This window comes from Pseudomonas sp. TKO26 (assembly GCF_003225665.1).
Taxonomy (GTDB): domain Bacteria; phylum Pseudomonadota; class Gammaproteobacteria; order Pseudomonadales; family Pseudomonadaceae; genus Aquipseudomonas; species Aquipseudomonas saponiphila.
The window spans coordinates 42,307-61,045 of sequence record NZ_QKLN01000016.1 but is presented as its reverse complement, the minus strand read 5'-3'; the positions used below and the strand labels follow the sequence as shown (position 1 = coordinate 61,045).

At 63.2% G+C, this 18,739-nt stretch carries 14 protein-coding genes; 10 read left to right on the top strand and 4 right to left on the bottom strand.

Annotation, left to right across the window (positions count from 1 at the left end):
• Positions 1-2: 2 nt before the first annotated feature.
• Both mexE and DNK59_RS20940 read right to left on the bottom strand, forming a co-directional pair.
• On the bottom strand, positions 3-1,250 hold the full coding sequence (gene mexE, locus DNK59_RS20945; RefSeq protein WP_110724456.1) for a multidrug efflux RND transporter periplasmic adaptor subunit MexE: 1,248 nt from the start codon (positions 1,248-1,250) through the stop codon (positions 3-5).
• Positions 1,251-1,492: 242 nt separating this feature from the next.
• Positions 1,493-3,106: a carbohydrate porin gene (locus DNK59_RS20940; protein WP_110724455.1), complete on the bottom strand. Its 1,614-nt coding sequence runs from the start codon at positions 3,104-3,106 to the stop codon at positions 1,493-1,495.
• A 205-nt stretch (positions 3,107-3,311) separates the two neighbouring features.
• On the opposite strand from DNK59_RS20940, the gene DNK59_RS20935 reads away from it, so the two are divergent.
• The 5 genes from DNK59_RS20935 (at position 3,312) to DNK59_RS20915 (ending at position 8,624) form a co-directional block, all read left to right on the top strand.
• Positions 3,312-4,601, top strand: a complete 1,290-nt coding sequence (locus tag DNK59_RS20935; protein WP_110724454.1) for an MFS transporter — start codon at positions 3,312-3,314, stop codon at positions 4,599-4,601.
• A 13-nt stretch (positions 4,602-4,614) separates the two neighbouring features.
• Entirely contained in the window at positions 4,615-6,090 is a 1,476-nt protein-coding gene (locus tag DNK59_RS20930) for a glycoside hydrolase family 32 protein (RefSeq protein ID WP_110724453.1), read from the top strand.
• A gap of 101 nt (positions 6,091-6,191) precedes the next feature.
• A complete protein-coding gene (locus DNK59_RS20925) occupies positions 6,192-7,190 on the top strand; it encodes a LacI family DNA-binding transcriptional regulator (RefSeq protein WP_110724452.1) in 999 nt (332 codons plus the stop codon).
• A 185-nt stretch (positions 7,191-7,375) separates the two neighbouring features.
• Positions 7,376-7,747 (top strand): DUF4156 domain-containing protein, encoded by a 372-nt coding sequence (locus DNK59_RS20920; protein WP_110724451.1) that lies wholly within the window; start codon positions 7,376-7,378, stop codon positions 7,745-7,747.
• A gap of 220 nt (positions 7,748-7,967) precedes the next feature.
• On the top strand, positions 7,968-8,624 hold the full coding sequence (locus DNK59_RS20915; protein WP_110724450.1) for a VOC family protein: 657 nt from the start codon (positions 7,968-7,970) through the stop codon (positions 8,622-8,624).
• 30 nt (positions 8,625-8,654) lie between these two features.
• Here the strand turns inward: DNK59_RS20915 and DNK59_RS20910 are convergent, their stop codons facing one another.
• Positions 8,655-9,548, bottom strand: a complete 894-nt coding sequence (locus DNK59_RS20910) for a LysR substrate-binding domain-containing protein (RefSeq protein WP_110724449.1) — start codon at positions 9,546-9,548, stop codon at positions 8,655-8,657.
• Between the two features lie 159 nt (positions 9,549-9,707).
• Here DNK59_RS20910 and DNK59_RS20905 point away from each other — a divergent pair, with 159 nt between their 5' ends.
• From DNK59_RS20905 to DNK59_RS20885, 5 genes are all read left to right on the top strand, one after another.
• On the top strand, positions 9,708-12,776 hold the full coding sequence (locus DNK59_RS20905) for an FAD-binding and (Fe-S)-binding domain-containing protein (protein ID WP_110724448.1): 3,069 nt from the start codon (positions 9,708-9,710) through the stop codon (positions 12,774-12,776).
• A gap of 314 nt (positions 12,777-13,090) precedes the next feature.
• On the top strand, positions 13,091-13,603 hold the full coding sequence (gene fae, locus DNK59_RS20900; RefSeq protein ID WP_110724447.1) for a formaldehyde-activating enzyme: 513 nt from the start codon (positions 13,091-13,093) through the stop codon (positions 13,601-13,603).
• A 10-nt stretch (positions 13,604-13,613) separates the two neighbouring features.
• A complete protein-coding gene (locus tag DNK59_RS20895; RefSeq protein WP_110724446.1) occupies positions 13,614-14,648 on the top strand; it encodes an aldo/keto reductase in 1,035 nt (344 codons plus the stop codon).
• On the top strand, positions 14,645-16,078 hold the full coding sequence (locus tag DNK59_RS20890; RefSeq protein ID WP_110724445.1) for an NAD-dependent succinate-semialdehyde dehydrogenase: 1,434 nt from the start codon (positions 14,645-14,647) through the stop codon (positions 16,076-16,078). The genes DNK59_RS20895 and DNK59_RS20890 overlap by 4 nt, the downstream gene beginning before the upstream one ends.
• 97 nt (positions 16,079-16,175) lie before the next feature.
• The gene (locus DNK59_RS20885) at positions 16,176-17,537 is read left to right on the top strand and encodes an MFS transporter (protein ID WP_110724444.1); all 1,362 of its coding nucleotides are present in this window, start codon (positions 16,176-16,178) and stop codon (positions 17,535-17,537) included.
• Between the two features lie 111 nt (positions 17,538-17,648).
• Here the strand turns inward: DNK59_RS20885 and DNK59_RS20880 are convergent, their stop codons facing one another.
• On the bottom strand, positions 17,649-18,524 hold the full coding sequence (locus DNK59_RS20880; RefSeq protein ID WP_110724443.1) for a LysR substrate-binding domain-containing protein: 876 nt from the start codon (positions 18,522-18,524) through the stop codon (positions 17,649-17,651).
• Between the last annotated feature and the right edge of the window lie 215 nt (positions 18,525-18,739).

Below are 18,739 nucleotides of genomic sequence, written 5' to 3'. Positions count from 1 at the left end.
CCTTAACCGCGTGGAGTCGCGGCGGCGAGTTTCACAGCCGGAGCCGCCTTGGCAGGGGTGGCCTGCTGCAGGTTGCTGGCTTCCAGTGCCTGGCGTTGCTGGGCCAGGGCGGCGAGGGTTTCCTGGCTGGCCATGGGGATCACCTCAGGCGTCACCGGTGCACCGGGACGCGCCCGCTGCAGGCCCTTGACGATGATGGTGTCGTCCTTGCTCAGGCCATTGCGCACGATGCGCAGGCCTTCGATCTTCGGCCCCAGTTCCACGGCGCGGTAGGCCGGCTTGTTGTCGGCGTCCATCACCAGCACGAACTTCTTGCCCAGGTCGGTGCCCACGGCCTCGTCGTTGATCAGCATCGCCGAGTAGGTGCCGCTGCCCACCAGTTTCAGGCGCGCATACAGGCCCGGGGTGTAGCTGCCATCACGGTTGTCGAACACCGCGCGGCCGCGGATGGTGCCGGTCTTGGGGTTGACCTGGTTGTCGACGAAGTTCATCTGGCCCAGGTGCGGGTGGCCTTCTTCATTGGACAGGCCCAGGTACACCGGGGTGGTCTGGCCGCGCTGGCCCTGGCGGGCGAGCTGGGTGTACTTGAGGTACACGCGCTCGTCGGCGTCGAAGTAGGCGTAGACCTTGTCGGTGGACACCAGGCTGGTGAGCGGGGTGACATCGGCGGTCACCAGGTTGCCGGCGGTGATCTGCGCGCGGCTGACGCGACCGCTGATGGGCGCCACCACCCGGGTGAAGCTCAGGTTGAGCTTGGCCAGGTCCAGCTGGGCCTGGATCGCATCGACCCCGGCCCGGGCTTCCTGGGCGGCGCTGCTGCGGGTATCGGCCAGCTCGGCGGAAATCGCATTGCTGGTCAGCAGGCGCTGGCCGCGCTGGGCTTCGTTGGCGCTGCGGGTGGCGGTGGCCCGGGCTTGCTGCAGTTGGGCTTCGAGGCGGCGGACTTCCGCCTGGAACGGACGCGGGTCGATCTGGAACAGCAGGTCGCCTTTCTTCACCAGGGCGCCTTCGGTGAAGGCCACCTGATCGATCTGGCCCGAGACTCGCGGACGGATTTCCACGGTTTCCGGGGCTTCCAGGCGCCCGGTGAACTCGTCCCATTCGTTGACCGGCTGCTCCAGCACCTTGGCCACGCTGACCTTGGCGGCGGGTGGGGCGGAGGCGGTTTCCGGGGCTTTGCCGCAGGCACTCATTACCAGTACGGCGAGGGCGGCTAAGGGGTAACGCAAGAATTTGACTGACTGGTCCATGGTTCATCCGCCAAGGTAATTTGAGATGGGCGGATGATGCTCGGCAGGCTGGTATCTCACGAATCGAATGAAGCGAAGGTAACTATCATTCGGAATGATATAAGACCAAAGCCAGCCCTCTAGCCTGCGCCTCTGGTTGGCCGGTTAACAATGCCCTGACGTGCAATTCAGTGTTGCCGCCGGTGCAACATTGGCCGCAGCGGGAGCTGCCACCTTGCTGCGCCGGCCCGCTTTGCGCGCTTCTAGAACCAGGTTTCCATCTGCACGCCCAGTTGCCAGTCGCCGCCGGACTTGAAGCCTTTCTGGCCAAAATCGTCCGTTGCACTGAAGTTATCCAGGTCTTTGGACCAGTTCATGTAGGTGGCGAACAGACGCAGCTCCGGGCGCACGAAGAAGTCGCCGGTCTGGGCCTTGAAGGTCGGCGCGAACGTCAGCTTCCAGTAGTCGCCCTTGGCGGCCTGGCGGCCATCGTAGCCCCGGGCGTCGAGATCCATGGTCTGCCAGCTCAGTTCGTATTGCATTTCGAAGTTGCTGCTCAACTCGTTGGCCAGGCGCACGTTGAAGGTCATGTAGCGATAGTCGTCGCCGGGAACGTAACGGTGCTGGCTGTGCTCGGCGATCAGCGCCGGGGCGATGCGCCAGTCCTGGTTGAGGCGGGTATGGCCATAGAACGCCAGGCGCAAGGTCCTGGCCTGGTCCAGCAAGTCGCCATCGGCACCGATGTTGTTGACCTCCGCCCCCAGGCCCTGGCCGTAGAGCAGCACCGCCTTGGCGTAGCCCTCGCGGCCGAAGAAGTCGGGTCGATGGTAGGCGAACAGGCCGTGGGCGCCCCCGGTGGCGGGGCTGAAACCGGACTTGTTGACCCGGTTCTTGCGCTCCAGTGGCGTTGTCTTGGTGCTGCTCAGGTCGGCATCGTTCTGGCCGGACGAGATGCCATTGAGCATGACCTGCCAACGCCCCTGATCGAAGAACTGATTGAGGGTCGCGACATAACTGCGGATATCCTTTTTCTCCTCGGTGCCGAAGTCGCCGTATGAACGGCTGATCAAGGAGGCATTGATACGCCAGTCCTGCGTCGGCTGCAGGTCGTAGATGCCGCCGCCGGTTCCGGCCAGGAACACTATCCCTCTGTCGAGCCAATGCAGATCGAAATTGTCCCGGTCAAAGCGCTTGCCTGCCCACAGCGTGGTATTGCGCAGCAGGGGGGTGTCCTGGAACGAGGCCAGGTGGCTCAGCTCGGCGTAGGCCTGGCGCACATTCAACTGGCTCTGCGCTGCGGTCCAGTCATTGGGTGTCTCCAGGCCGTCGGCGAGCATCAGCAGGTACTTGGAGCGCGTGCCGTTGTCGGCCTGGCTCTCTTTGGCCAGCTTGGCCTCCATGTAGGTATCGACTTCATTGCCCAAGCGACCGACCGCGCCTCCCACGGAGCCGGCGGGGGTCAGGTAAGGGCCGCCGTGGCCGGCGCCGGACCCATTGCTCATGAAACCTGAGCGAGCGTAGCCACCGAAGGTGAAGCCATCGCTCGAGTGCTCGCTGGCCCTGGTTGACGAATCAGCCGCCGGGGCGGCGCTGGCGAGGGCCTGCTGATGGGCTTCGATCCGGGCGATGCGCTGGTCGAGGGCCTGTTCGGCGGGGGGCGGCAGCCGGCCGCCGATTTGCTGATTGAGCTGCTGGACTTCGCGGCGCAACCGCGCCGCGTCGGCTTCGGCCGCCGCGGCACGCGCTTCGGCGGAGGAGGTCCGGGCTTCGAGCCGGGCAAGACGCTCCTCGATGCTTGGCGCCGGTGCGGCGAACAACTGGGTGGACAGCAGCAACAGAGAAAAGCCAGCCCAAGGCCGGCAAACCGCAGAACGCATAGATGACCCTCTTGTTTTTGTATTCGGGTAGTGCAGGCATTTTTCGAACGGCTTGCGGACGGCGCTCGGGCAGGGGCCTGTAGCGGACATCCAGGGCATTTTCAGCACCTGTTGCAGCGGCTTGCACTTGACAGCGAAGCGTTCGAAGACGCGTAATGTGTTGCGATGTTAACGTTAACCTATATAAAAACAAGAGGGTTGTCACATGCAGCTTGCCGCCAAACGCGAGTACTGGCTTATCAGTGGTCTGTTGTTTTTCTTCTTCTTTTCCTGGTCGTCCAGCTATTCGCTGTTTTCCATCTGGTTGCACCGAGTCATTGGCCTGAATGGCACGGAAACCGGCTTCATCTTCGCCGCCAACGCCATCGCGGCGCTGCTGGTCCAACCGTTCTACGGCGCTCTTCAAGACCGCCTCGGGCTGTCCAAGAAGCTGCTGGTGTGGATTGGCATCCTGCTGTGCACGGCTGCTCCCTTTGCCATTTACTTCTACGCCGGCCTGCTGGCGCACAACGTGGTGCTTGGCGCCCTGGTCGGCGCGGCGTTCCTGGCGCTGGCGATGCTGGCCGGCGTGGGGGTGATCGAGTCCTACACGGAGCGCCTGTCGCGGCATGCCGGTTTCGAGTTTGGAACCACTCGAATGTGGGGATCCTTGGGCTGGGCCAGTGCCACCGGCGTGGTCGGCGTGGTGTTCAACATTGATCCGGACATCACGTTCTACATGAGCAGCGCCGCCGGCATCGTGTTCCTGCTGATCCTGTCGCGCCTGGACCTGAGCCGCTTGAGCCAGCCGGCGGCGCAGGCAGGCACGGCTGCCCACCCGGTGCGGCTGAGCGACCTGTGGAAGTTGCTGGCACTCCCGCGATTCTGGGCCTTCAGCCTCTATCTGACCGGCGTCTGCGGGATCTACATGATCTACGAGCAACAGTTCCCGGTGTATTTCTCCTCGTTTTTCTCGACCCCGGAGCAGGGCACCCGCGCCTATGGCTACCTGAACTCGACTCAGGTGCTGGTCGAGGCAGTGCTGATGCTGTTTGCCCCTTGGCTGGTCAGCCGCACAGGCGCCAAGTACGGGCTGATCCTGGCGGGCAGCATCATGTTCGTGCGCATCCTCGGCTCCGGGCTGGCAACCGAGGCCTGGACCATCGCCACCTGCAAGATGTTGCACGCCCTGGAAGTGCCCATCCTGCTGATCTCGATCTTCAAATACATCTCGCTCAACTTCGACGCTCGGCTGTCCGCCTCGATCTACCTGGTGGGCTTTCAGTTCGCCCAGCAATTGACCGCCATGCTGCTGTCGCCGCTGGTGGGCTACGGCTACGACCACTTCGGTTTCGCCAACGTCTACGTACTCATGGCAGGGCTGGTCGGCGCCTGCCTGCTGCTGTCATGGACCCTGTTGCGCAAGGATCCCGTGCGCGGCGCCTCCCAAGACGGGCCTGGCGATTCGCCGGAGCTGCCCGCCATCGCTCAATCTGCCCTTCGTTATGAACCCTAGACAGGAACCAGCCATGCACGCGGCACTGTTGGACCAAGCGCACCGCGCTATCGAAAAAACCTTGGCTGAGCGGGGCAACGACTTTCGTCCCGCCTATCATCTTGCGCCGCCGGCGGGATGGATGAACGACCCCAACGGCCTGGTGTTTTTTCGCGGCGAATATCACCTGTTCTACCAGCATCATCCCTATTCGGCGCAATGGGGGCCGATGCACTGGGGGCATGCCAGGAGTCGTGACCTGGTGCATTGGGAGCATCTGCCCATCGCGCTGGCGCCTGGTGATGCCTATGACCGCGACGGCTGTTTCTCGGGGTCGGCAGTGGTCGCGGACGACAGGCTGTACCTGATCTACACCGGGCACGTGTGGCTGGGGGCTCCGGGCGATGACCAGAACATCCGTCAGGTCCAGTGCCTGGCCAGCAGCAGCGATGGCGTGTCGTTTCACAAGCACGGGGTGGTGATCGAGACGGCGCCGGAGCCGGGCGTCATGCATTTTCGCGATCCCAAGGTCTGGCGGCGGGCAGGGCAGTGGTGGATGGCCCTTGGCGCTCGACGCGGCGACGACCCGCAGCTGCTGCTCTATCAATCGGACGATCTGCAGCACTGGGAGTACCTGAACTGCGCCCTGCAGGGGCAACGCCAGCCGGACGGCTACATGTGGGAGTGTCCGGACCTGTTCGAGCTCGATGGCAGCGACGTGTTTCTCTATTCGCCCCAGGGCCTGAAACCCAGCGGCCATGACAACTGGAACAAGTTCCAGAACAGCTATCGAATCGGCCTGCTGGACGACCGTGGGTTTTTCAGCGAGTGCGGCAAGGTGCGCGAGCTGGATCACGGTCATGACTTCTATGCCGCGCAGACCCTGCTGGCGCCGGACGGGCGCCGCCTGCTGTGGGCCTGGATGGACATGTGGGACAGCCCGATGCCGAGTCAGGCGCATCACTGGTGTGGAGCGCTGTCGCTGCCGCGGGAGTTGAGCCGCGACGGCGAACGGCTGCGCATGCGGCCAGCCCGCGAGTTGACAGGGTTGCGCCAGTCACTGCGGAGCTTGGCGATTGGCGCGGTGGAATCCGCCGATTGCCTGCTCGATGAGCGAGGTACGTTGCTGGAGTTCGAACTGACCCTGGACCTGGCTGGCAGTAGCGCCGAGCGCTTCGGCCTTGCCCTGCGCTGCAGTGAGGATCGGCAGGAGCGGACCCTGGTGTATTTCGATGCGATGGCGCGCCGTCTGGTGCTTGACCGGCAGCATTCAGGAGCCGGTGTGAGCGGGGTGCGCAGCGTGCCGATAGCCGCGGGGCAAACCCGGATCGCCCTGCGGATCTTTCTCGACCGTTCCTCTATCGAGGTGTTTGTCGATGATGGCGCCTACTGCTTGAGCAGTCGGATCTATCCCCGTCCCGACAGTCAGGCGATCACGGCTTTTGCCATCAATGGCTGCGGTGCCTTCGGCGAGGTTTCGCTCTGGCGCCTGGCCGACCTGGGCCTCTGATGCCTGGGCCAGGAGCGTCTGGCACGAGTTCCGACGCTGTGTTGTCATGCTTTTGCCAAGCGTGACATGATGCCCGGCCATAACAGCATTGGCACCTGCGAATGGCTTCAGTCAAAGATGTCGCGCGCCTGGCAGGGGTTTCCTTCATGACGGTGTCCAGGGCGCTCAATACCCCGGAAAAAGTCAATCAGGAAACCCTGGCGAAAGTTCTGCAAGCGGTCGAGACCCTGGGGTATGTCCCCAGTCTGTCTGCGCGAAAGATCCGTGGCGGCTCGTCCGGTGGCAAGACCATCGGTGTCTTCGCCCTGGATACCGCCACCACGCCCTTCGCGGTGGAAATGCTCTTGTCCATGGAGCGCACCGCCCGTGAAAACGGCTGGAACCTGTTCATCGTCAACGTCTTCGAAGTGCCGCCGAACCAGCAGACCATCGATCTGATGCTGTCCCATCAGCCTGACGGGATCATCTTCAGCGCCATGCAGTTGCGTACCGTCGAGATCCCCTCGGTGCTGCGCAGCCTGCCGCTGGTGCTGAGCAATTGCATGAGCCTTGAGCCCGGCGTGGCCTGCTACGTGCCGGATGACGCGGACGGTCAGTATCAGGCGGTGCGCTACGCCCTCAAGCGGGGCTACCGCAGTCCGCTGTGCATCAACCTGCCGCAGAGCAGCCTGGCCTGGGAGCAGCGGCAGCTGGGACTGGCCCGGGCCTTTGCCGAAGCCGGGATAGCCGTGGCCGATGTTCCTCAATACAACCTGTCCCGGGACGACGCCTACCAGGAAACCATTGCCGTGCTGGAGAGCCGCCTGGGCGAGCTGCAAGGCCGGCCGGCGTTCGACCTGCTGGTGTGCGGTAACGACCGGATCGCTTTGCTCGCCTACCAGTACTTGCTCAGTCGCGGCCTGCGTATTCCGGATCAGGTAGCGGTGCTGGGGTACGACAACATGATCGGTGTTGCCGAGCTGTTCTACCCGCCGCTCAGTACCGTGCAATTGCCGTATTACGAGATGGGGCGGCGCGCTGCTCAATACCTCATTGAGCGCAGGGAGCAACCGGCGATTCACCGAGTGGCCTGCCCGCTGGTGGAGCGCGAATCCTGCTGAACAACCCTGCGGTTGGTAGTGATCCTGCCGCTGGCGAACCCTTGGTCACCCTTTACATTTTTTCACTGCAAATTCACTGATAAATACAACTCCGGCTTTAGCAACGTTCGATACTGCGCGCTCTACCGCCCGGGAGGATTTTCCGCTCGGGGTATCGCGGCAAATGCACTAAAGGAATCATCCGGATGTATCTCTCTCATAGGCTCACGGGGATCGGTCTGTGTACCGCGTTGTTTGTCCTGGCAGGTTGTGCGCCCACTTCAATCGCCGGGCCTGGGGCCAACAATGTGCGCATCACCAACAATGAACCGGGACGTGAATGCAAGTTCCTTGGCGATGTCACCGGCAGTCAGGGCGACTTTCTAATGGGCAGCATCACCGGCAACGCCAACCTCGAAACCGGCGCTCGCAACGACCTGAAGAACAAGGCCGCGGCGATGGGCGGCAACCGGGTTTACCTGCTCACTCAGCGCGCCGGACAGACCGGTTCGGACAAACGCCTGGAGCAAACCAACGTGACGCTTTCGGGCAACGTCTATCACTGTCCCGAGTCCTGAACCGACTCCCTCCCTCTGCTCGCTGAATATCTTTCCCCCCGCCAATAGCTGAGCTGGCAGCGCTATTGAGGGGGGCATCTCCTTGCAACGGATCGCTGGCCAAAGTGCGCTCGAGCATTGTTGGTGGATGGCCGCAATCGGCCATGTCAGACTGCTTGCCGGCTTTTTTACCCCAGGCAAAAGAGCTGCTACTGATGATCAGGATCAAAGGGAATTGAGCATGGAAACAGACCACATTTTTATCGCCGTGAATGATCACGGGCAAGGCGCTGAGGCATTGCAAGCCCTGGGGCTGGTTGAAGGGACACCGAACACCCACCCGGGCCAAGGCACTGCCAACAGAAGGTTCTTCTTGCGCAATGCGTTCATCGAACTTTTGTACCTCACCGATGAGGCAGAGGCGCAAAGTCAGTTGACCGCACCGACACGACTCTATGATCGCCTCAAGGGCGGCGATGCAAACGCCGCGCCCTTTGGCGTCTGCTTCAGGCCCTCCACCGAGGGCGAGACGCCGCTGTTTCCGGTTTGGGAATATCGCCCCCGGTATTTGCCCGCGGCCCTGAAAGTCGAGGTAGGGCAGGCGCCGGTCAGCGAACCGATGTGGTTTTTTCTTGGCTTTGCCAAAAGACCCGATGAGGCGCCGATTGAGCGCGCCCAGCCGCTTGCACATCCCAACGGCTTTCGCGAGATGACCGCCGTGCGCATCACCACGCCGGACCGCCAGGCGTTTTCAGCGGCTGCCCACTGCGCGAACCAGCTGCCGGGATTTGCCCTGGTCCGGGGGGATGAGCACCTGATCGAAGTGCAGATCGATCATGGAGCCAGCGGCCGGCGCCAGGATTTGCGTCCGCTGCTGCCGATGATCATCAGCTGGTGATGCGCTGCTGTGCCCGCTGCTGCGCTCGCTTCAGGAGGGGAGGGACAGCAACCAGGCGCTGAATGTCTTGAATGCCGGAAAATGCTGATAGCGCGCGGCACAAGTCAGGTAGTAGTTGCGACCGCTTTGCGTGGGGCCGAACAGTTTGACCACGGTTCCAGACTCGATTTCGTCCTGCACCAGGATATCGGGAACCAGCCCGATGCCGATTCCTGCGGCCACCGCCTGGATCAGGTGGGCGGTGAGCTCGAAGCTGGGGCCCGTGCGCATTTTCTGGTGATCCAGGTTGTTGAGGTCAAACCAGTCGGACCAGCCGTTGGGGCGAGAAACCACATTCAGCAGCAAATGCTGGGTGATGTCGTCGAGCGATAGCCCGGGGTTGTCTGCCAGGGCTTTGGGGCTGGCGATAACGATCAGTTTTTCTTGCAGCAACAGGTGCGACACGTAGCCCGGCCAATCGCCTTTCCCCGCGCAGATGATCGCCTGCATGTCGCCCATGCTGGATGGGTTGTCGGCATGAATGATCCTTGAATGGATGTGCACCAGGTTCCTGGGATGCAGGGCATAGAACTCATGCATTTTCGGCAGCAGCCATTTTGAGCCGAACGTTGGAAGCACCGCCAGGTTCAACGGGCCATCTTCTTCCTTGAAGGCAATGGTCTGCAGGGTGGCGCTGCGAATGCGGCCCAATGCGGCGCTGAGCTCGTGCTGGTAAAGGGCGCCGGCGGCGGTGAGTTCGATTTTTCTGCCTTCGCGCTTGAACAGCGAGATCTCCAGCTGCGACTCCAGGGCCTGTACTTGTCGGCTCACCGCGCTTTGCGTCAGGGCAAGTTCGTCCGCGGCTTTGGTGAAGCTGCAATGGCGGGCGGCGGCCTCGAAAGCGACCAGCAGGGACATCGAGGGAGTCAGTCGGCGTGGGTTCATTCATAAAGCTCATGCAAATGCTGCAGGTTTTACGTTTGTGTGAAACGTTCTGGCCCCACAGAATCGGAGGTGTGCCCCTTGCCATGAATCAACGGCCGGGGAGTAAGCATACATAACGAGAATGCTCAGATTAGCGGTATCGCCAGTAGGAATTCCAGCATGATTGCCCGGTTGTCTCCCCAAGAAGTCAAAAACCCAGCCTGCGAGTTGTTCCTGGCTCGCCTGGAACAGGAAGGTTTCCAGGGAGAAATCGCTCGCGATCATGGACTGCGGACCGTGCTGGCAACCGACAACTCGATCTATCAGCGCCTGCCGCAAGCCGCGGTGTTTCCGCGCAATGTGCAAGACGTTCAGTTGCTGGCCCGCCTCGCGGCGCTGGCGCCCTTCAGTTCGGTGGTGCTCACGCCCCGTGGCGGCGGAACCGGCACCAATGGCCAGTCGTTGACCAGTGGAATCCTGGTGGACTTGTCACGCCACATGAACGGCATCCTTGAGATCAACGTCGAGGAGCGTTGGGTGCGGGTGCAAAGCGGCGTGGTCAAAGACCAGCTCAATGCCGCGTTGAAACCCCATGGACTGTTTTTCGCGCCCGAGCTGTCGACCTCGAATCGGGCCACGATCGGCGGCATGATCAATACCGACGCCAGCGGCCAGGGCAGCTGCACCTACGGCAAAACCCGCGATCATGTGCTGGCGCTGTCGACCATTCTCATCGGTGGCGAGCGGCTCGACAGTGCGCCCCTGGAGCCTGAGCACTGGCAGGCGCAGGCTCGTCGCGAAGACAAGGTCGGTGCCATCTATCGCTGTGCAGCGCAGATCACGCAGCAGTATGCCGAGCTCATCAAACATACCTTTCCCAAGCTGAACCGCTGCCTCACGGGGTACGACCTGGCGCATTTGCAGGAGCCGGGTGAGCGGCTCAACCTGAACAGTGTCCTGTGCGGCTCCGAAGGCTCGCTGGGGTTCATTGTCGAAGCCACGCTGAATGTGCTGCCCGTTCCCCAGTATTCGATCCTGGTCAATGTGCGTTATGCCGGCTTCATGGACGCATTGCGCGACGCCAAGGCGTTGATGGCGCTCAAGCCCCTGTCCATCGAGACGGTGGACTCCAAGGTCCTCGCGCTGGCCATGAACGACATCGTCTGGCACGGCGTCGCCGAGTACTTTCCCCAGGACCCCGATGTGCCGACCCTGGGCATCAACCTGGTTGAATTCAGCGGCGACGACGAGGCGGCCCTGCTGCAACGGGTGAATGAATTTGTCCTGCACCTGCAGCGTGATGCCAGCGTGGTGCGATTGGGGCACACCCTGGCGGTCGGCGCCGAGGCATTGAAGCGGGTCTACGCAATGCGCAAGCGGGCAGTGGGGCTGCTGGGCAATGTCAAAGGCGCCGCCAGACCCCAGCCGTTCGTAGAAGATACCGCGGTTCCTCCCGAGCACCTGGCCGAGTTCATCGGGCAATTCCGCGAGCTGCTCGATAGCCATGGCCTGGAATATGGCATGTTCGGCCACGTCGACGCCGGAGTCCTGCATGTGCGGCCAATCCTGGACATGAAGGACCCGGCCCAGGCGGCCCTGGTCCGGCCCATTTCGGACGCCGTCGCCGAGCTGACGCAAAAGCACGGCGGCTTGCTCTGGGGCGAGCACGGCAAAGGGTTGCGCTCGCAATATGTGCCCGATTACTTCGGCGAACTCTATCCGGCCCTGCAGGAGCTCAAGGCGGCTTTTGACCCGCACAACCAACTCAATCCGGGCAAGATCGCCACGCCGAAGACGCTGCCCGGCGCCCGGTTGACCCGGGTGGATGAAGTCCAGTTGCGGGGCGAGCTTGATCGCACCATTGATGAGCGGGTCTGGTCGCACTATGACGCCGCCGTGCATTGCAATGGCAACGGCGCCTGCTACAACTTCGATCCCGATGACGCCATGTGTCCTTCCTGGAAAGGCACCCGCGACAGAGTGCACTCGCCCAAGGGCCGCGCCTCACTGGTGCGTGAGTGGCTGCGCTTGCAGGGCCAGCAAGGTGTCGATGTGCTGGCTTGCCAGGAGGCTCTGTCGTCCAGCTCCGCGCTTCTTGGCCTGCCGCGACGTGCGGTGAATACGCTGGCGCAGAAGATGGGCCAGAAAGACTTTTCCCATGAGGTCTACGATGCGATGGCCGGGTGCCTGGCCTGCAAGTCCTGTGCGGGGCAGTGCCCGGTGAAAGTCAATGTGCCGGAGTTTCGCTCGCGATTCCTGCAGCTGTACCACAGCCGCTATCTGCGGCCGCTGAAGGATTACCTCATCGGTTCCCTGGAGTACACGATTCCCTTCTTCGCCCGTATGCCGCGCTTGTACAACGGCATCATCGGCTCGCGGATGGCGGGGGCGGTTCTGCGGCGGGTGGCCGGGATGATCGACAGCCCGCTGCTGAGCTTGCTGAATTTCGATGAGGTTTGCCGCCGCTGGAACGTGCGCGTGGCGTCCCCCGCACTGCTTGAGGGACTGGACCAGGCGCAACGCGCTCGCAGCGTGATTCTGGTGCAGGACGCCTTTACCCGTTACTTCGAAACGCCGCTGCTGGCTGACTGGATCGAACTGATTTCCAGGCTGGGGTTTGAGGTGTACATCGCGCCGTTCGCCGCCAATGGCAAGCCGCTGCAGGTCCAGGGCTTTTTGCGGGCCTTCGACAAGGCCGCGCATTTCAACGGCCGATCGCTGCGCCAACTGCACCGATATCAGATTCCCTTGGTGGGGCTTGATCCGGCGATGACCCTGGTCTATCGGCAGGAGTACGCCAAGACCCTGGGGCAAGATCAAGCGCCGACGGTGCTGTTGCCCCAGGAATGGCTGGTGCAGGTACTGGCGCCATCGACGCTGGGCGCCGATCAGGAGGCTTACCACTTTCTGCCGCACTGCACCGAAAAAACCAATGAGCCGGGTAGCGTGGCCCTGTGGCAGACGATCTTCGCGCGGGTTGGCTTGAAGTTGCAGGTGCAGGCCAGCGGCTGTTGCGGGATGTCCGGAACCTACGGCCACGAAACCCAAAACGCCGCGACCTCCGGGGTCATTTACAGTCAGTCCTGGGGGCCACTGGTGGCCCGTCTCAATGGGACAGGGCGCCTGCTGGCGGATGGCTATTCGTGTCGAAGCCAGGTCAAGCGCCAGGACGGCCAGTCTGTTGCGCACCCGCTTCAGGCGTTGCTGAGGTTGATGCGCGACGCCGCCGGAAGCGATTCGCAACCTTGATCGTGGCTGGATCCATATTCTTTCCGGCGAACCCATGCGCCACAGATCGGCGGCTATGACAAAAGCTCATGGCCGCATGACTTTTAATGGTTACGGGGCCCCGCCAGCCCGGTGCTAAAACAGCGCAAACACAGCTCATCCATAACAACAAAGAGCGTTTGCGCCATGACTCAGTCCCTTACCCTTCACTTGCAGGGCCATCTCTGCAGCCTTCCTCGCTCGCGCTCTTTGAACCCGACTAACGAAACGTAGCGGGAGCGGCACTGCCGATCCCGCGTCATTTCTTTCCTTGTGACCTCAAAGAGTAAACACCCATGCAACCACTCGACCTCTACATCGGCGAGGGCTTCGAAGGCCCAGGCGTCAATGCCGCCCATATCAACATCCTCATCGGGCCGCGCAACGGTCCTGCCGGCCAGGCCTTCGCCAACAGCCTGGCCTCGCCGAGCCAGGGCCATTGCCCGTTCATGGTGATTGCCCGGCCCAACATCCCGGTCAAGCCCATGACCCTGTATGTGAACAAGGCGGCGATTGCCAGCGAGCTGCATGGCAACGCTACCTGGGGCGCATCCCAGGCCGGTATTGCCAAGGCGGTGCTCGAAGCGCTGCTGGACGGCACCTTGCCGGCCGAAGCCGAAGACCACTGGGCAATCGTCACCGCCAACTGGGTCAATCCCGACTGCGATGATCTGGATGCGGTCTACCTCAACAACTACAACGCCTGCCGCACGGCGATCCGCGCGGCCCTGAACGGCAAGCCCGAGCGCGCCCAGTTGGCGGATGTGGTGAATCAGATCAGCAACCCGTTCTACACCCCCAAGGCCTGAGGAGCGCAGCATGCAATACATTCGTCTGGGCCACTCCGGCCTGCAAGTCTCGCGCCTGTGCTTGGGCACCATGAACATGGGCACCCCGGACTGGAAGCCCTGGATCTTCGATGAAAAGCAGAGTGAGCCCATCGTCGCCCACGCCCTGGACCACGGCGTGAATTTCATCGACCTGGCGGATTTCTATTCCGCAGGCGTCGGCGAAGAAGTGGTGGGGCGCATCGTCAAGCGCCTGGCGCGCCGCGAAGACCTGGTGATCACCACCAAGGTCGGCTACGGCACCCGCAACGGGATCAATGCCAGCGGCCATTCGCGCAAGCACATCCTCGACAGCATCGATGCCTCGCTCAAGCGCCTGGGCATGGATTACGTCGATGTGTTCATGCTGCATTACTTCGACGTGAACACCCCGGTGGAAGAAACCATGCAGGCGCTGAACGACATCGTCCGCGCCGGCAAGGCTCGCTACATCGGCGTCTCCACCATGCTCACCGGGCAACTGGCGAAGCTGCTCATGGCCTGCGAGCGCCATGGCTGGGTCAAGCCGATCAACATGCAGCTGCAGCTCAACTGCGCCTACCGCGAGGAAGAGCGGGAGATGATTCCGTTCTGCCGTGACCAGGGCCTGGGCGTCTCGGTGTTCAGCCCGCTGGCCCGGGGCCTGCTCACTGGCGAGCTGCAGTCGACCCGCAACCAGACCGACTTCTTCACCCAGCAGATGTACAGCGACGAGGCCTCGTTGCAGATCGCCCGCTCGGTGCAGCGCGTGGCCCGGGCTCGCGGCCTGTCCAATGCCCAGGTGGCCCAGGCCTGGGTGCTCAAGCATGCCGGGGTCGATTGCATGCTGGTGGGGGCCGATACCACGGCGCAGTTCGACAGCGCCCTGGCGGCGCTGGATACCACCCTGGATGCCGAGGAACTGCACGAGCTGGAGCGCAACTACACCCCCTGCGATGTGATCAATGACTACACCGCCGGCAAACGTATCCTGCGCACGGCCCGTCCGGGGCTGGAGCGCTTTTCCCTGAGCGAGGCCATGGCATGAGCGCATTGATCCGTACCGGTCATTTCATCGATGGCCAATGGTCCTGCGGCGGCGTCAGCTACCCGGTGTACAACCCGGCCAATGGCGAACTGATTGCCCAGGTGCAAAAGGCTGGCGCCGAAGAAACTCGCCTGGCGATTGCCGCCGCTCAGCGCGCCTTGCCCGCCTGGCGCGCACTCACCGCCAAGGAGCGCAGCCAGCGGCTCAAGCGCTGGAGCGAGCTGATGCTGGCCCAGCAGCGGGAACTGGCCACCTTGCTCAGCCGCGAACAGGGCAAGCCCCTGGCCGAAGCCATGGGCGAAGTGGTCTACGCCGCAAGCTTCCTTGAGTGGTTCGGCGAGGAGGCCAAGCGCGCCTATGGGGACGTGATCCCCAGCCACAAGGCCGACGCGCGGAGCATCGTGACCAAGGAGCCGATTGGCGTAGTCGCGGCGATCACTCCGTGGAACTTCCCCCTGGCCATGGTCACGCGCAAGGTCGGTCCGGCCCTGGCCGCCGGCTGCACGATGATTCTCAAGCCCTCGGAAGAAACCCCGCTTTCGGCCTTTGCCCTTGGCGTGCTGGCGGCGCAGGCGGGCATTCCCGCCGGGGTGCTGAACATCGTTTCCGGCGATGCGCCCGCCATTGGCCAGGCGCTGCAGGCTTCGAGCGTGGTGCGCAAGCTGTCGTTCACCGGCTCGACCCGTACCGGCAAACTGCTGATGCGCCAGGCCGCCGACACCTTGAAGAAAGTCTCCCTGGAGCTGGGGGGCAATGCACCGTTCATTGTCTTCGACGACGCCGACCTGGATGCCGCGGTCAAGGGCGCCATGGCCTCGAAGTTCCGCAACACCGGGCAGACCTGCGTCTGCGTCAACCGCTTCTTCATCCAGGACGGCGTGTATGAGGCCTTCACCGCCAAGCTGGCCGAGGCGGTTGCCGCGCTGCGGGTCGGCAGCGCCCTGGACGGCGATACCGAGCAGGGGCCGCTGATCAATGCGGCGGCCCTGGCCAAGGTCGAGGCGCATGTCGGCGATGCCCTGGAGAAGGGCGCCCGGCTGCTCTGCGGCGGTCGTCGCCATGCCCTGGGCGGCACCTTCTTCGAACCGACCATCCTCACCGAGGCCAACGGCGAGATGCTGATCGCCCAGGAAGAAACCTTCGGCCCGGTGGCGGCGTGCTTCCGTTTCCAGGACGAGGCCGACGTGCTGCAGCGGGCCAACGACACGCCATTTGGTCTGTCGGCCTATTTCTACAGTCGCGACATCGGTCGGGTCTGGCGCATGGCCGAAGGCCTGGAAGCGGGCATGGTGGGCATCAACGAAGGGATCATTTCCACCGAAGTGGCGCCCTTTGGCGGGATCAAGGAGTCGGGCCTTGGTCGCGAAGGCTCCCGCTACGGTCTGGATGACTACCTGGAGATCAAATACCTGCTGATGGGCGGCCTCTAGCCCTCACCCCCGCCAATGCAGGCGCTGGCTTGCCAGCAAGCCGGCGCCTGCGTGGTTCGATTCATCTCTTATCCAAGAACAATAAATGGAGACGAACATGAGCGCTGCAACTCTCAAGATCGATGACCTGCCCATTGGCCGGTTCCATCTGAAAATCGCCGGCCTGACCTTCGGCGCGCACTTCACCGACGGCTACATCCTCGGCCTGATCGGTATCGCTTTCACCCTGCTCAGCCCGCAGATGCAACTGGATGCGTTCTGGCAGGGCCTGATCGGTGCCTCGGCACTGATGGGGCTGTTCATCGGCAGCCTGTTCTTCGGCTGGATCTCCGATCACCTGGGGCGGCAGAAGATCTTCCTGGTCAGTTTCGTGCTGATCACCCTGGCCTCGGTGCTGCAGTTCTATGCCGAGACCGCCATGGGCCTGTTTCTCTGCCGGGTGCTGATCGGCATCGGCCTGGGCGGTGATTTCAGCGTCGGCCACGCGATGCTCGCCGAATTCGCCCCGAAGAAGCACCGTGGCGTGCTGCTGGGCTCGTTCAGCGTGATCTGGACCTTCGGCTACGTCGCCGCAACCTTTGTCGGTACCGCGATGCTCAGCCTCGGCGACGATGCCTGGCGCTGGATGCTGGCTTCCTCGGCGATTCCCGCCGGGCTGATCCTGCTGGCGCGCATCGGCACCCCGGAATCGCCGCGCTGGCTGGTCAACCGCGGGCGCATTGCCGAGGCCCGGGCCATCGTGCACAAGCACCTGGGGGCCAACGTGGTCCTCGACGAACAGCGCTCCGGCGAGACTCGCTCCGGCTATGCCGTGCTGTTCAGCCGCGAGTACCGCAAGCGCACCGCGTTCAACTGCCTGTTCTTCGTCTGCATCGTCATGCCGTACTTCGCCATCTACACCTTCCTGCCGTCGATCCTGCAGAAGATGGGCCTGGCCGAGGGCTTTGGCACCGAACTGATGCTCAACCTGCTGCTGATCCTCGGCGCGCTGATCGGTATCGGGTGCACGGTGAAGTTTTCCCGCCGCGGGTTCCTGATCAACTCCTTCATCATCCTCGCGGTGGCGCTGTTGCTGCTGGCGGTGCTGCCGGGTAGCGCAGCCTGGTTGATGGTGCTGCTGTTCGGCTTGTTTACCCTGGTGCTGTCGGCGGTGAGCAACCTGGTGGGGGTGTTCCCGGCGGAGAGTTTTCCCACCGAAGTGCGCGCCAGCGGCATTGGCCTGGCCACCGCGGTGAGCCGCCTGGGGTCGGCCATCAGCACCTTCCTGCTACCGGTGAGCGTGGCCGGGATCGGCCTCAGCCCGACCATGGGCATCCTTGCCGGGATTCTGGCCCTGGGGGCGCTGATTTCCTGGGCCTGGGCGCCAGAAACCAAGTCCTTGACGCTGAGCCAGGCGTGCAGCGTCGGCGCTGCCGACTCGATCAGAAGCGATCTGCCCAAGGCCGCCGCGCCGATCTGATGCCACACCGCACTACCGTTGCAGGAGTCGGCTTGCCGGCGAAGCGGCCCCCGCGTCTTGCATGGCTTGCTGGCGTCTTCGCTGGCGAGCCAGCTGCTACGAGAAGCCGACTCAGGGATTGCTCACCAGGCTCAGCCACTGGGTGAACAATTGCACCTTGGAGAGCCCCTGTTTGTCGTTCGCCACGTCCAGCCAATAGCCATAAGGGCCGATCACCTCCACCGGGGTGATCGGCAGCAGGCGTCCGTCCGCCAGCTCCCGTTCGATCATCTGCCGGTCGATCACCGCCAGCCCACCGCCGGCCAGCGCGGTGTGGATCACCTGGTCCAGGGTGCTGAACTCCAATCCCGCCCGGGCGTCGATGTCGTCGCGGCCCATGCTCGCCAACCAGTTCTCCCAGACCTGTAAACGCTTGTCGCCATGGAGGATGTGCAGCAGGGGAAAGCGTTTGAGGTCCGGTGCCTGGCCGTTGCTGAACAGCTCCGGGCTGGCCACGGCAATATGCCGTTCCATCACCAGCAATCGGCTCTGGCCATGGGCGGCGGCCTGCAGGCCGAAGCGGATCTCGCAGTCGACTTCGGCCGGGCTGTCGTGGCTGTTGTGCTGGGTCACGCTGAGGCTGATATCCGGGTAGCGCTGGCAGAAGTCCCGCAGTTGCGCGGACAGCCAGCGGGTGGCCCAGGTCGGTGGGGCGAGGATGCGCAGGCGCTGGCGCAGGTTGGGCACGCGCAGGGCTTGCAGGGCGCGTTCCATATGATCGAAGGCCTGCCCCAGATTCGGCGCCAGGGCCGCGCCGGCTTCGGTCAGCGTCAGCCCTTGCGGGGAGCGGCTGAACAGCGCCACACCGAGGTAGTCCTCAAGTTGCTTGATCTGTCGGCTGACCGCGCCCTGGGTGACGTTGAGCACCACAGCGGCCTGGCTGAAACTGCGGTGGCGGGCGACTTCCTCGAAGACCCGGAGCGTGTTCAGAGAGGGCAGTTGGCGCATGGCGGGCAGACTCCGCACCTGGCGCCAGGCAGCAGCGATCCGCGTCTGGCGGGCTGAGTGCTGGAAGTGGCGGGGCAGGTTTATTGTTGTTGTAGGACGCTTATTGGCGCGCCCATCTTACCCTGTGACCGCCCTCTGCGGGCACGGGCTGAGCCGCGAAGGGGACCGCCAGATCGCCTTCGCCGGCAAGCCGGCTCCTGCAGAGAGATTCACAT

Bases quoted from the DNA above. Each gene is read 5' to 3' on its own strand.
- mexE (WP_110724456.1), bottom strand. From the start codon at position 1,250: ATGGACCAGTCAGTCAAATTCTTGCGTTACCCCTTAGCCGCCCTCGCC.
- DNK59_RS20940 (WP_110724455.1), bottom strand. From the start codon at position 3,106: ATGCGTTCTGCGGTTTGCCGGCCTTGGGCTGGCTTTTCTCTGTTGCTG.
- DNK59_RS20935 (WP_110724454.1), top strand. From the start codon at position 3,312: ATGCAGCTTGCCGCCAAACGCGAGTACTGGCTTATCAGTGGTCTGTTG.
- DNK59_RS20930 (WP_110724453.1), top strand. From the start codon at position 4,615: ATGCACGCGGCACTGTTGGACCAAGCGCACCGCGCTATCGAAAAAACC.
- DNK59_RS20925 (WP_110724452.1), top strand. From the start codon at position 6,192: ATGGCTTCAGTCAAAGATGTCGCGCGCCTGGCAGGGGTTTCCTTCATG.
- DNK59_RS20920 (WP_110724451.1), top strand. From the start codon at position 7,376: ATGTATCTCTCTCATAGGCTCACGGGGATCGGTCTGTGTACCGCGTTG.
- DNK59_RS20915 (WP_110724450.1), top strand. From the start codon at position 7,968: ATGGAAACAGACCACATTTTTATCGCCGTGAATGATCACGGGCAAGGC.
- DNK59_RS20910 (WP_110724449.1), bottom strand. From the start codon at position 9,548: ATGAACCCACGCCGACTGACTCCCTCGATGTCCCTGCTGGTCGCTTTC.
- DNK59_RS20905 (WP_110724448.1), top strand. From the start codon at position 9,708: ATGATTGCCCGGTTGTCTCCCCAAGAAGTCAAAAACCCAGCCTGCGAG.
- fae (WP_110724447.1), top strand. From the start codon at position 13,091: ATGCAACCACTCGACCTCTACATCGGCGAGGGCTTCGAAGGCCCAGGC.
- DNK59_RS20895 (WP_110724446.1), top strand. From the start codon at position 13,614: ATGCAATACATTCGTCTGGGCCACTCCGGCCTGCAAGTCTCGCGCCTG.
- DNK59_RS20890 (WP_110724445.1), top strand. From the start codon at position 14,645: ATGAGCGCATTGATCCGTACCGGTCATTTCATCGATGGCCAATGGTCC.
- DNK59_RS20885 (WP_110724444.1), top strand. From the start codon at position 16,176: ATGAGCGCTGCAACTCTCAAGATCGATGACCTGCCCATTGGCCGGTTC.
- DNK59_RS20880 (WP_110724443.1), bottom strand. From the start codon at position 18,524: ATGCGCCAACTGCCCTCTCTGAACACGCTCCGGGTCTTCGAGGAAGTC.